At 38.9% G+C, this 12,375-nt stretch carries 14 protein-coding genes; 4 read left to right on the top strand and 10 right to left on the bottom strand.

The genetic code is table 11. The annotated features are described in order from the left end of the window. Positions 1-55: 55 nt before the first annotated feature. Complete coding sequence (locus KS419_RS22935) at positions 56-553, bottom strand: GNAT family N-acetyltransferase (RefSeq protein ID WP_246594617.1); 498 nt, start codon at positions 551-553, stop codon at positions 56-58. Positions 554-1,048: 495 nt separating this feature from the next. Here KS419_RS22935 and KS419_RS22930 point away from each other — a divergent pair, with 495 nt between their 5' ends. From KS419_RS22930 to cydS, 3 genes are all read left to right on the top strand, one after another. After that, positions 1,049-2,407: a cytochrome ubiquinol oxidase subunit I gene (locus KS419_RS22930; RefSeq protein ID WP_217069304.1), complete on the top strand. Its 1,359-nt coding sequence runs from the start codon at positions 1,049-1,051 to the stop codon at positions 2,405-2,407. 21 nt (positions 2,408-2,428) lie between these two features. Further along, complete coding sequence (locus KS419_RS22925) at positions 2,429-3,442, top strand: cytochrome d ubiquinol oxidase subunit II (RefSeq protein WP_217069307.1); 1,014 nt, start codon at positions 2,429-2,431, stop codon at positions 3,440-3,442. A gap of 127 nt (positions 3,443-3,569) precedes the next feature. Continuing rightward, the gene (gene cydS / locus KS419_RS22920; RefSeq protein WP_217069302.1) at positions 3,570-3,734 is read left to right on the top strand and encodes a cytochrome bd oxidase small subunit CydS family protein; all 165 of its coding nucleotides are present in this window, start codon (positions 3,570-3,572) and stop codon (positions 3,732-3,734) included. Positions 3,735-3,823: 89 nt separating this feature from the next. Here the strand turns inward: cydS and cydC are convergent, their stop codons facing one another. The 6 genes from cydC to KS419_RS22890 all read right to left on the bottom strand — a co-directional run bounded on the left by cydC (position 3,824) and on the right by KS419_RS22890 (position 9,991). Beyond that, on the bottom strand, positions 3,824-5,548 hold the full coding sequence (gene cydC, locus KS419_RS22915; protein WP_217069300.1) for a thiol reductant ABC exporter subunit CydC: 1,725 nt from the start codon (positions 5,546-5,548) through the stop codon (positions 3,824-3,826). Beyond that, complete coding sequence (cydD, locus tag KS419_RS22910) at positions 5,545-7,278, bottom strand: thiol reductant ABC exporter subunit CydD (RefSeq protein ID WP_217069298.1); 1,734 nt, start codon at positions 7,276-7,278, stop codon at positions 5,545-5,547. The genes cydC and cydD overlap by 4 nt, the downstream gene beginning before the upstream one ends. A 136-nt stretch (positions 7,279-7,414) precedes the next feature. Further along, complete coding sequence (locus KS419_RS22905) at positions 7,415-8,035, bottom strand: response regulator transcription factor (RefSeq protein ID WP_217069296.1); 621 nt, start codon at positions 8,033-8,035, stop codon at positions 7,415-7,417. A 134-nt stretch (positions 8,036-8,169) separates the two neighbouring features. Beyond that, on the bottom strand, positions 8,170-8,379 hold the full coding sequence (locus KS419_RS22900) for a hypothetical protein (RefSeq protein ID WP_217069295.1): 210 nt from the start codon (positions 8,377-8,379) through the stop codon (positions 8,170-8,172). Positions 8,380-8,442: 63 nt separating this feature from the next. Then, entirely contained in the window at positions 8,443-9,666 is a 1,224-nt protein-coding gene (locus tag KS419_RS22895) for a DUF2812 domain-containing protein (protein ID WP_217069292.1), read from the bottom strand. After that, positions 9,659-9,991, bottom strand: a complete 333-nt coding sequence (locus KS419_RS22890) for a PadR family transcriptional regulator (RefSeq protein ID WP_217069290.1) — start codon at positions 9,989-9,991, stop codon at positions 9,659-9,661. Before KS419_RS22890 ends, KS419_RS22895 begins: the two co-directional genes overlap by 8 nt. Before the next feature lie 348 nt (positions 9,992-10,339). On the opposite strand from KS419_RS22890, the gene KS419_RS22885 reads away from it, so the two are divergent. Further along, positions 10,340-10,750 (top strand): DoxX family membrane protein, encoded by a 411-nt coding sequence (locus tag KS419_RS22885; protein WP_217069288.1) that lies wholly within the window; start codon positions 10,340-10,342, stop codon positions 10,748-10,750. An 87-nt stretch (positions 10,751-10,837) separates the two neighbouring features. Here the strand turns inward: KS419_RS22885 and KS419_RS22880 are convergent, their stop codons facing one another. The 3 genes from KS419_RS22880 to KS419_RS25380 are packed head-to-tail and all read right to left on the bottom strand — an operon-like array spanning position 10,838 to position 12,318. Beyond that, positions 10,838-11,104, bottom strand: coding sequence for a hypothetical protein (locus tag KS419_RS22880; protein WP_217065252.1), 267 nt, complete (start codon positions 11,102-11,104; stop codon positions 10,838-10,840). Beyond that, complete coding sequence (locus KS419_RS25385; protein ID WP_217065251.1) at positions 11,079-11,705, bottom strand: transposase; 627 nt, start codon at positions 11,703-11,705, stop codon at positions 11,079-11,081. Before KS419_RS25385 ends, KS419_RS22880 begins: the two co-directional genes overlap by 26 nt. Then, positions 11,674-12,318, bottom strand: coding sequence for an IS91 family transposase (locus KS419_RS25380; protein ID WP_217065250.1), 645 nt, complete (start codon positions 12,316-12,318; stop codon positions 11,674-11,676). Before KS419_RS25380 ends, KS419_RS25385 begins: the two co-directional genes overlap by 32 nt. Between the last annotated feature and the right edge of the window lie 57 nt (positions 12,319-12,375).

Genomic DNA, 12,375 nt, shown 5'->3' with positions numbered 1-12,375 from the left:
GGGGTCTCCCCTGAACTCGCTTTTCCCGCAGGAGTGTCGTAAATTTCGCTAAAAATCATACTTTTAAGAAATCAACATTAGCCTTTAACATAGCCAAATCTTTAAAGACGTATTCACGATAACTCTGGAACCCTTCTTTTTCGTAAAATTTTTCTGCTGCCCCATTCCCAACCCAATAATCTAATTCCACTTTTGTTCTCCCATTTTTCCTAGCAATCTCATAAATAGCATTCATTAAATGGGAACCATACCCTTTCCCCTTATGGGATTCTAGAATATTCAGATGATGAACGTAGATTGATTGACGGGATTTCGTGAAGGGGGATTCAGGATAATCTTTGTACTCCACCCATGCATACCCCCGATACTCTCCTTCATCTTCCACGAGCAAAAATAAAAACTGAGGATTATTAATGATACTTTGGAAGAACCCACCTATAACCGTTTCATCGTATTGTTTAAAGTGTTCCGGATACAGTTGAACGTGTAAGTCATGGACACTTTTATTTAACTTCAAAATCACCTGATAATCTTTCGTGCTTATTATTTTCAACATTTTCTCCCCCAGTCAATCCCAATAGTTTTATACGATAAATTCCAAGATATCCACGTTTCGGTGCCCCCACTACTTCTGTTTCTTCCTATACGAATTCACCATTAGAAAGTTCCAGTTTACACGGTATAAATTCGTGGTACTAATAGAAAATACCTGATTTGTGTTTGAAGTGAAGTGGGAATGTGGACACTTTAACACTTTTATCACAACAGGTTGGTGTTGTATATAAAAGGGAAATAAATATTTTTTTGAAGCCTCATTAAAACAAAATAGAATGAATTCACAAAATGTACACTTTATGTTCATATTTTGCTCACAAATTCACAAAAGATGAGGGAAATCACCTATAAAAAAATGACAATATAATTATTACTATATACATAGTGTTAAATGGATACTCACTGGAACTGACTTTACCTGTCTGGAGCACATATTTGCTCGCACTTTAATTTGTGAAAAATATTACAATCTCTGAATTGGAGGAGAACGACCATGTTCTTAGAATACGATCCGGTCCTGTACAGTCGAATCCTGACTGCACTTACCTTAGCATTTCATGTTATCTTTGCCACCATCGGGGTCGGGATCCCACTGATGATTGCCATAGCGGAATGGATGGGGATTAAGAGGAACGATCCCCACTACACCCTCATGGCTAGACGCTGGGCCAGGGGGTTTGTAGTCACTGTGGCAGTCGGGGTAGTAACGGGTACCGCCATCGGACTGCAACTTAGTTTACTGTGGCCCAACTTCATGCAAGCTGCCGGTCACACGATTGGCCTACCCATGTTCATGGAAACATTTGCCTTTTTCTTTGAGGCGATCTTCCTTGGAATTTACCTTTATACTTGGGACCGTTTTAAAAGTAAGCTAAAGCACTTCCTACTAGTCATCCCAATCGTGATAGGAGCCACAGCAAGTGCCTTCTTTATATCAACAGTGAACGCGTTTATGAACGCTCCACAAGGTTTTGAATTAGTAAATGGGATATTAACAGATGTGAGCCCACTCTCAGCCATGTTTAATCCTGCAACTCCCACAAAAATCTCTCACGTTATCATTACCTGTTATTTAACGTCGTCGTTTATTTTAGGAGCCATTGCAGCTATTAATCTATTAAAAGGAAAAAATCATGTCTACCATAAAAAAGTACTTCATTTGACTATGTTATCTGCGGCCATTTTTGCTATCGGAACAGCAGTCATTGGAGATTTATCAGGAAAGTATCTCCACGAGTATCAGCCAGAGAAATTGGCGGCAGCAGAGTGGCACTTTGAAACAGAAAGGGAAGCAGCATTAATTTTAGGAGGAATTCTCACAGAGGATAATGAAGTGCGGGGAGCGATTAAAATACCATATGCCCTCAGTATCTTAGCAGGGGGAACGCCTGACACAGTCGTCGTGGGACTGAACGATTTTCCAGAAGAAGAACTACCTCCGTTATGGATTCATTACGCCTTTGACGTAATGGTATTTATCGGAATGTATCTTGCTGCCATTTCAATACTATTTGTAGTAATGAATTGGATGAAAAAATGGAATGCCTTTAACCGTCCCCTTTTGTGGGCTGTATTTGCTGGTGGACCACTATCCATGCTGGCCATCCAGTCAGGCTGGTTTTTCACAGAAGTTGGCCGTCAACCGTGGATCCTAAACCAGGTCATGACAGTTGCAGAAGGAGCAACCACCTCTCAACACGTGGATATTATGCTTGTCGTATTTGCCATTTTATATTTAGTTCTTGGAGTAACATGTGTAAAAGTCCTCCGTCGAATGTTTAAAAACAACCCGGTGGAGCACGAACTGGAAGAACGGGGAATCACCCACTCTGGAAACCGTAAAGCAAACTAAAAGGAGGGTCAGGAGATGACCTTGAACTATGAAGTGGTTGGTATTACCGTATTATGGACTTTCTTATACGGATACCTCATTGTGGCATCCGTCGACTTCGGTGCCGGATTCTTTAGCTACTATACGAAACGGACGAAAAAAAATCATCTAATTCACAACATCATTCAGCGGTACCTCTCCCCTGTATGGGAAGTAACAAACGTTTTTCTCGTCTTCTTTTTCATCGGGATCGTTGGCTTCTTTCCCGATACTGCTTATTATTACGGCACTGCCCTCCTTGTTCCAGGGAGCGTGGCGATCATCTTGCTTGCCATCCGTGGATCGTATTATGCCTTTGCCACTTATGGTGCAAAAGAAAGTGGTCTCTATAACTTTTTGTACGGAGCAACAGGACTATTAATTCCCGCTTCCCTCACCACGGTATTAACCATATCAGAGGGAGGATACGTAGTGGTGGAAGATGGGAATGTTCGCCTCCAATATGGAGAATTATTCGGAAGTCTCTACTCTTGGGGGGTTGTCATCCTGGCAATCGTCAGTGTTTTATTTATCTCTGCCAGTTTTTTGACCTATTACGCTTCGAGAGCTAAAGACAGCAATGCCTTAGAATTATTAAGAAAATACGCGTTAATTTGGTCGTTCCCTTCTATTGGCATGGGTGTGATTGTGTTCTTCCTGTTAAGTAAACGAAATTTAGGACACTTTCAAAACATGATGGATATATGGTGGGTATTCGCCATTTCCTTCGTGGCGTTCATCATTGCCACCTATCTTATCTGGAACCGCCGAAACTATGGAACAGCTTTTGTGATGGTCATGATACAGTATTTCGCCGCCTTCTTCGGCTACGGAGCATCCCATCTGCCATATTTACTGTATCCATACTTGACCATTTACGACGGATTTACGAATGAATCCATGGCGATCGCACTCATTATCGCCTTCATCGCCGGTCTCCTGCTCTTGATCCCATCCTTGTACTTGCTCATGCGGTTATTCCTGTTTGATGCCGATTACGTGGAGGGGAAAAAATAGAATCTGTGAAAAGGTAGCCTTGACAGTCATTCCTATATTCTGCAGGATCAATTAGAATTCTTGAACTGTTTTTAGTAAAAGTGCTTTGAATAAAGACAGATTGATTATTTGGAAGGAGAGAATTGAATTGAATCTAACTTGGTTTCTAATTATGATAGCCCCGCTCCTTGTCCTAGTTGCCTGTATTGCCCTCGTGTTCCTGTGGGCAACCTACGGCAAAACTCCTGCTTTTATTGCAGAGGAGACGGATGGAGAAGGAGATAACCAAAACAGAAAACTTGTTAATGATTAAATGGATATAAAAGACTGCCCGGCAGAGTGATTTGATTACTAGCGGCAGTCTTTTTTCCTTGTTTGGATGCCATACATTAGAATAAGACTTTAAAATACACTAGCTTCTATTTCTTTCAACTCATAAAAGTAACCTTTCTTTTCCATCAGTTTATCAAAAGTGCCCGATTCCACAATCTTTCCGTCTTCCATTACAATAATTTGATCCATTTTCTCCAGTCCTGTTAATCTGTGGCTGACCAAAATGAACGTATCTCCTTGGTCGTTATGGAACAAATTGTTGTAAATCACCTGTTCTGTAAGGGAATCCACCGAAGAAGTTGGTTCATCCATTAACCATAATCGGGACCCCTTTAACAACGCACGGGCTATTGCAAGTCTTTGTTTTTCCCCGCCTGATAAATTCTCACCCTTTTCTAAAACGAGATCATCTAATGAAAAACGCTCCAGTTTTACTTTTGACAATGCTATAACCATCTCTTCATCCAACAAACCGTCCCTGGCAAGTTGAAGATTTTCACGAATGGTTCCATAGAAAAAGTGATTACTCTGCAAAATGACATTTGTACAATTCCAAATACTTTTCTCATCCAACTGTTCAATCGGAGTATTACCTAATTGAATTTCCCCTGATACCCTTTCATATACTTTCAAGATTAATTGAAGTAATGTGGATTTTCCACTGCCACTTGGGCCAACAATGGCTGTTTTTGTACCTGCTGGAATCGTTAACGATACTTCCTTTAATGTGGGCCTGGTTTCATCTGGATAGTGAAAGGTAACACGTTCCATCTTAATCGATAATGGTGATGAAGGATCCAATCTTTTTAACGGTACCTGACAAATGGGGTCTCTATTCTTTTTATCCTTATCCACCACGGAAAAAAGCCTTTTCGAAGCCCTTTTGCTATCTTCGAAATGGCTCGGAAAAGCAGCCATTGGTGTGGCATTTTCAAAGACTGTTAAAGCGATCATGACGAGCATCGCTAAAAATACCCCATCAAGCTGGCCTTCCGCCACAAAGTAGGCTCCCATTCCTAAAATAAACCAGGAAACTGCCAAACTGATCAATTGATTGAATGACTGACTGAACAACTGCTGGACACTATCTTTATCCTGCTCTTTTAAATAAGCATTCGATGCCTCCACCAATTCCCTTTCTTTAACACTAAGCTTTTGATGGAGCTTCAAATCACGAAAACCATAAAGGAATTCTGTCGTCTCTGTTGATAACCCTGCACGTCTTTCCCTTAATTGGATGACCAAGCGTTCTTGTCTCCACGCAAAGGCTAATGGAATGAAGAATCCCGTAAGAAGTAAGCCAACCATTAACACCACTGCCACTGCCATAGAGAAAAATGACGTGAAAAATATCGTACTAAGGAAAACGATGACCATTACGATTGGCGGATAATAAACTCTTAAGAAAAAATTCTGAAGGCTTTCCACATCCCCAACAATTCGGGATAATAAATCTCCACTTCGATACGATTGAAAAATCTTCGGGGCTAATGGTTCTAATTTTTCAAAAAAATGAACTCTTAAGTTACTTAGTATGGTAAAAGTGGCACGGTGAGAAAAGAAACGCTCCCCATACCGGCTTAATGCCCTTGTAAAACTGAAAAATTTCAACATGGCGATACTGATTGTCAAAACATAAAGGGGCGGAGTAATCGCTGCCTTAGAAATTAAATATCCGCTGTTCGCAAAAAGACCTACAGCTGCAATCCCTGCTAGAAACCCGAGGAGAATGGACAATAAAATATCCTTTTTTTCCACGAGCATTAAAGTGACAATCCTTCTTAAATCGTTCATCCTGCATCTCCCCCTTGCTGAAGAGAAACCATCCTTCTATATTCAGGAACTTCTGCAAGTAATTCCCCATGCGTTCCTTTGGCCAAAAGATTCCCTTCATTCAAGAAAAATATCTGATCTGCATTTTTTATCGTATGGAGACGGTGGGCAACAGTAATAACCGTTGACGTTTCACTCAATTCTTCCATCGATGTTTTCAAGATCCGTTCTGTCTTCAAGTCCAGACCCACGGTAGGTTCATCGAAGAGGACGATTGTTGGTTTTTTCAAAAATGCCCTTGCCAAAGCGATCCTCTGTTTTTCTCCTCCAGACAGCCCCCTTCCCCCTTCCCCTATTATGGTGTTATATCCTGTTTCCAGTGATTGAATCATGTCTCCAATCCCAGCCTTTTCTGCTGCCTTGATGACCTCTTCTCTCAAAACATTTCCATGAACACCAATGGCGATATTATCAAAAATGGTACCAGAAAAAAGATAAGGGTTCTGTGAAATATAACTCAAATGATTAAACCAATCCTCTTCTTTATACTCTGATAATGGAAGACCATTCACATAAACACTTCCAGCAGAAGGGGCAATGATTCCTGATAAGAGATTCAATAATGTGGATTTCCCGGAGCCGCTCCGGCCAACGATAGCCACTTGTGAAAAAGAGGGGATCTCCCCTGTGATATGGTTTAGTGAAAATTGTCCTTCTCCATAAGCAAAGTTTACATTAGCAAGGGTGATAGCAGGGGGACTAGAAACCATATTCAGACGATGGTTTCCCCACTGGATACCTTGTTCTTCTTCTTCTAACTCTTGATATACACGCCTAGCAGCTCCCATACTTCCCCTTCCGGAATGAAAGGCACTACCTAACTCCTTTAAGGAATTGTAAAACTCCGGTGCTAAAATAAGGACAAAGAAAGCGATGAAAAAAGAAAGGTGCCCATATATAACTAGCCGCAGACCCACTTCAAGGGCAATAAGGCCGATGCTCAACATGGAGATAAATTCTAAAGCTAAAGAAGATAAAAAGGCTATCTTTAACACATCCATCGTGGCATCTCGGTAATCAATACTGCTATCCCTGATGACATCCTGTTTTTCCTTTGCCTTGCCAAAGAGTTTTAATGTGGTTAACCCTTGTAAAACATCGAGAAAACGTCCTGAAAAAACTGCTAGTTTTTCCATTTGTTCCTCTGATTTTTTTTGGGTTGCTCCTCCAATGAGAATCATAAAAATAGGAATAAACGGAGCAGTAACTAACATGATCAGCCCTGAAACCCAGTTATAATAAAATACTGCTACTAAAATCATTATTGGTACGATACTCGTTTGAATCATCTGAGGAAAATACTTACTAAAATAACTGTCAATTTCATCAATGGAATCCATCATCACACTTACTTTTTCTCCAGATTGGCCTTGAATGGAGGCTTGAATAGGATTCCTTCTATATTTCTCCACCAGAGACATTCGAAGATCACCCTTCGCTTTTTCAGCCATTTTAATACCAATTTTACCGTTCAGGAAGGCAAACAAGGCTCTTGAAGATAACACGATAATTAATCCTAGTAACTGTGGGACGATTTCCTGAAATGATCCCCTATTTAAAAATACCGTATCAACGATGGAAACAATGAAATAGGCTTGTGCAATGATCACAACCCCCGTTAAAACAGATAAAAAAAGAAGGGAATACATCCGCTTCTTCTGAGAACGGGCCATCTCTTTAAGTTGCTTCATCAGCGTCACATTCTCCTAACTACAATAATGTTCGAGATTAAACACTACATAGGCAGTGTTTATAGGATAATTTTATAAAATAATCGCGGTTACAATTAAATGAATTCGTGTCAATATTATGACATTTACTGGAATACTAAATCATTCCAAGTTTTTTCCCCCACTCAATCCATTCACTGTTTTTATGGATCTCAAGTTTTTTCCGTATATTCCTCCGGTGGTTCTCCACCGTTTTCTCGGAAATGCGCAATAATTCTGCTGTTTCTTTCACAGTATAGCCTTGGACTTTCATATATAATACTTCCTCTTCCCGCTTTGACAAGATGTCTTCCGTTCTTTCTCTTTTGAAAGAAGATTCTTCCCTTTGAGCACCGACTAAATGTACTCGTTCCCCATTTAGGACACGTTGAAAAAAGCCCATTAAGTCCTCCAGAGGAGAGTGTTCATGAAATACACCCATGATTTCATGGGTGTTGATGAAGTCACTAATATTCTGTTCTGAAAGAGTATTATTAATCATTAACACAATTTTAGCGGATCGGGGCATATCCTGCAGTAATAGGACATTCCTCCTTTCCCCTCTTCCCATCATGGTCACATCCAAAACAATAAGGTCAAAATCATACTTCTTTATGGCTTCAATCAGTTCTTCGACAGTTGGAGCTGTAACCATGTATTCCATCGGTTGTATATCTTTTAGTAATTGGATTAATCCATACCTTAGGAGTTCATGGTTTAATGCAATTAAAACCCTCATGACATCCTCTCCAAATCGTTCCACTTTTAGATTTAATGTGCAAGTCTACATGGACATCTTATCTTTTTTTTCATAAAAAAACAAAAAGAAGGATTGGTACACTGCCAATTCCTTCTTTGCTACCTTTGCCACTTTTAATTCTTTAAGATATCTCGTCCTTCTGCACCTACAGAAGTATCTGTTCCACGGTTTAATCCTTGATCTTTTCGTCCCTTTTTTGTGTTGGCTCCTTTTAAATATGATGACTTGTGTTTTTCTTGTTCATTTATAAACTTATCGAAATCTTGATTAACCATAAAATATCCCTTTCCTTCCGTAAAGTAGGTTTCCGCAAATGACTTCATTACTTCCTTATCATTCCCTAGAAGGTAATTGAGCTATTCTTATTACCAGTAAATAAGATCTTTTTATGATTTCCGAAGTCGTCTATAAAAGAGCCAAGATCTGGTGGAAAAGGAACCAAATATACCGATTAGTACTGCGAATAGAAAAACATTAAACCAACTGACCGATAGATAATCACTATCACTGGCAATGGTTATATGGCTCCAAATGAAATGCAGGTAGATCAATACAAGGGGGATAAACATCGCTGAATATGTCACGGCAATTTTCTTTGCATGCTTCCGTTTCGTTTCATGGTCACTGAATAATTGTGGTTTTTCTTCCCCTTCCCTATACTCTTGAGACCAAATTGTCCATTTTTGTAATCCTGTGTAGGAAGAATAAACCCAACTCCATCCCATCTCTTTGTGCATTGCCATCAACGTCTCTTTGGCTATCCCCTGAAAGTCTGTACAATAACTAATTTTTCTTGGATGCCCAACTTTAAAGTAAAATCCAATTCCTGACCAACTCACTCGATACAAGTTATAGCCTTGGTCCTCCATGTTTTCCAGCCATTTTTCCAGCTTATCAGGAGCATACATCCATGCAAGTTTTCTTTTAACAATTAACTTCCCTTGCCGTTTCAGCTCTGCTTCTTCTTCCATGGAAAGCTGCTTTTCCCCTTCCACGACATCCTCTTCCGGTTTTACCCAATTGTTATCCTCTTCGTTAAGATCCTTATTTGTCTGACTTATTTTAGCGATGGAATAAATGGAAAGAATAGCAAGCATTATCGCTACTGCCACTCCCGAATACGTGATAAACCAATAGGGGCTATCAGAAGCTGTTCCTTCCAAATTCCTTATTTCTTCCCTAATATGTGGTGGAAACCTTTGCAGAGACATATAATTGATGAAAAAATTAAGGACAACGATTGATAAGTAAATTAATACCCCACTGTAGACGTAAAATATCTTTTTGTTTCGGTTAACAATACCTTCCCTAACAACACTAGTCTTTAATTGATTTACAGGAGTATCATTTGCCATTACGTACCAATGTTTACTTCGGAAGATTTTATTCCATCCATCTTCCACTAAAGCACGGGGTAATAGTTGTCCTTGAGCTTTATCATAGCCAATTTTATAAGTGATCTTTTGGGGACTTCCTTTTTTAAAAACAAAAATTCGTCTCTTCCGTTTCAATTCAACGAAGTGGTAGCCACTCTCCGACATACGGGAAAGCCATTTTTCTGTTTTTTGTACGTCAAAACTCCATAATGGCTTGATTATTTTTTTATACATCAAATTCCCCCTCGAACATCTTTCCATTCTCATACAGTTCCTTCAACCTAGTTATTTCTGCAAGAATCAATTTCCTCCCCACCGAAGTAATTTCATAGATGGTTTTTCTCCGTTCATCTGCATAGACAGTTATCACTCCATCCCGTTGCATCTTCGTTAACGTCCCGTATACCGTCCCTGAGCCCAATTGGATTCGATTTCCTGTAATCTTCCCCACATGTTTTACAATTCCGTAGCCATGCCTCGGTTCATTTAGAGAAAGGAGAATATAATAAGCCGTTTCTGTCATTGGAATATAAGTCTTTAAAACTTTTTCTACCTCCAAACACATTCACCTCACTACCTTCAATGGACAATAGGTCACATTAAACTATGTTTTATTAAGATATGTCTTATCTCGACTATATCACAACGTGACATATTAGTAAACAAAAAGCCAATTATTCCTACCCCAGATGAATAATCATTTGAGATATGGAATAATTGGCTAAATCTTAAGGCTCTGTTATATTTTATTGTTGATTGTAGCGAAGGATGCACGCTTTCACCCACAGGTACAAGTGCCAAATCCATCTTTACTTAGCCCGGGTGGTTCTGGTTTTAAGATTCTGTTTCAGAATCTATCCAGTTTCTCCCAAAAAGTGATATAATAGCACAGAATGGAGGTGCATATATGTCTCGATTTTTACCAACTGCTGCAAGAATCTTTTTAGGTATTATTTTTCTCGGTGCAGGAATAAATGGGTATTTTGTTATTTTTGGATTGGATCCTTTTATTGCAACCAGTCCGGAGGCCATGGCTCTGTTTGAATTTCAGTATCTCTTAGTTTTTGAAAAAACGTTGGAAGTGATTTGTGGGATACTCCTGTTAATCAATCGCTTCGTGCCGTTATCGTTAGCCGTTCTTTCACCTATTATTGCTAATATTTTTTTACTTCATCTATTTTTAGACCGTTCCTTATTACTCCTCGCAATTGTTCTCGTTCTAACACTTGGCTATTTACTATATCAATATAGATGGAACTTTCTAGGAATTTTAGAACGAAAAGTTAGTTTAGATGGACCAGGTAAAACAAAAAAATAGTAGATAAAACCCATTTACCGTTATCTAACCATCTAAACCATAAGAACAAAATCGCTAACGCGACTTTCGCACGTCCCAAGTTAAGTACTATTTACTTGGGACGTCACTCGCTTCATGCATAGTTCCACTACAATAAGGACATTCAATTTCAACTTTCTCTCCTTCTTTTAAATCAACAGAGAAATCACCTACTACAAAATCAGGTACTTCATCTGTCTTTTTACAATCTAAACACTTAAAAATAATCACATCATCTTCTTGATCTTCATGTAATCCAAACGGGTCTTCCCCTTCTTCAAGCCATCTCAAAAAAGGGTCATTTATCGTATTATCCTGCTCTTTTTTTGATGACATCTTCTTCCCTCCTAAATTTAATACACTTCACCCCTTGCATATAATGAAAAATAAATCCATGATCCGCATGCCAAATTTCTGTTAAATCCATCTCGCGATGGCAATGAGGACATATAAAAGGATCTCTTTCAAACGCATCAATCATTCTTTGGCGATAGGTTTTCTTTCTTTTCTTCTTTTCTACCAACAAAGAGAGCTGACGAGTTCTTACATAAGCATAAAGTGATAGGATTTGATTCGTTTTCTTATGTGATTTTCTGCTATACAACCCAAAACGCCCAACCATTCGAAAATGCTTGGGAGGAATATGTTGTAGTAACTCAAAAAGAAATCGAAAAATAGGCCATGCCACATTTACCTTCTTACCAGTTTGATGATCTTCATACCAAAATCGAATCGTTTCTCCATCATAAGATTCAATTCTATACTCTGCAATTGCTGGTCTAGCAAGGTATCTACCTATATACTTAGCCGCGCCTTTTGCATTTTTCATTTTCTTTTCTGCGTTAACATAAAACCCTTTAGGATAGCGTTTATATAAATCATTTACTAGTGTATGGACCTTAGGATTAGTTGGGAACCACTCTTTTATTGCATCCATTACTACCTTTTGCCATGATTTTTCTTAGGTACTCATAAGGGATGAATTCACTCGGAACCCATTCTTTATTTTTATCAAGAGCGCCTTCTGTTACTAAGGCATGTATATGAGGATTCCATTTTAAATCTCGTCCAAATGTATGAATGACGGTTATAATACCCACTTTTAAGTCGCGTTTCTTACTTTTTCTTTGATAGTAAAAATGAAAGACTTCTGCCACTTGTTTACTCAATTCATTTAACTTTTTACGATCTAAAAAAAATACTGATCTTATCTCCTTCGGAATCGTAAACACCATATGACGATGTGGAACATCAAAAATCATTTCTTCTTGTTTATCTGACCAATCATCGGTATATTTTTTACCACATCTATGACAGAATCGACTTTTGCACGTAAAACCTACGAAGACTGGTTTAGGTTCTCCTTCACATCCTAAACATTCATATTTCGCAAAACCAATGTCAGTTGTGCCACACTTTATTGCTTTTTCAACGGCCTCCTGAACATCACCTTGATACTCTTTAGGGAAGCGATCATGATGAAGTCTCCAAAAACCATCGAAGTGATCCTTAAGTATCTTTTTTATCACTCCGCTACCGTGCTTTACCATGACTTCACCTCCCATAACAATATTTTAAACTAAAACTTATCCACAGTTCGAGAATTT

This window comes from Evansella tamaricis (genome assembly GCF_019042215.1).
Taxonomy (GTDB): Bacteria; Bacillota; Bacilli; order Bacillales; family Salisediminibacteriaceae; genus Evansella; species Evansella tamaricis.
Note: the sequence above shows the minus strand (reverse complement) of the source record. Positions and strands in the feature narration are given on the sequence as shown.

Bases quoted from the DNA above. Each gene is read 5' to 3' on its own strand.
- KS419_RS22930 (WP_217069304.1), top strand. From the start codon at position 1,049: ATGTTCTTAGAATACGATCCGGTCCTGTACAGTCGAATCCTGACTGCA.
- cydC (WP_217069300.1), bottom strand. From the start codon at position 5,548: ATGAACGATTTAAGAAGGATTGTCACTTTAATGCTCGTGGAAAAAAAG.
- cydD (WP_217069298.1), bottom strand. From the start codon at position 7,278: ATGAAGCAACTTAAAGAGATGGCCCGTTCTCAGAAGAAGCGGATGTAT.
- KS419_RS22905 (WP_217069296.1), bottom strand. From the start codon at position 8,035: ATGAGGGTTTTAATTGCATTAAACCATGAACTCCTAAGGTATGGATTA.
- KS419_RS22900 (WP_217069295.1), bottom strand. From the start codon at position 8,379: ATGAAGTCATTTGCGGAAACCTACTTTACGGAAGGAAAGGGATATTTT.
- KS419_RS22895 (WP_217069292.1), bottom strand. From the start codon at position 9,666: ATGTATAAAAAAATAATCAAGCCATTATGGAGTTTTGACGTACAAAAA.
- KS419_RS22885 (WP_217069288.1), top strand. From the start codon at position 10,340: ATGTCTCGATTTTTACCAACTGCTGCAAGAATCTTTTTAGGTATTATT.
- KS419_RS22880 (WP_217065252.1), bottom strand. From the start codon at position 11,104: ATGTCATCAAAAAAAGAGCAGGATAATACGATAAATGACCCTTTTTTG.
- KS419_RS25385 (WP_217065251.1), bottom strand. From the start codon at position 11,705: ATGGATGCAATAAAAGAGTGGTTCCCAACTAATCCTAAGGTCCATACA.
- KS419_RS25380 (WP_217065250.1), bottom strand. From the start codon at position 12,318: ATGGTAAAGCACGGTAGCGGAGTGATAAAAAAGATACTTAAGGATCAC.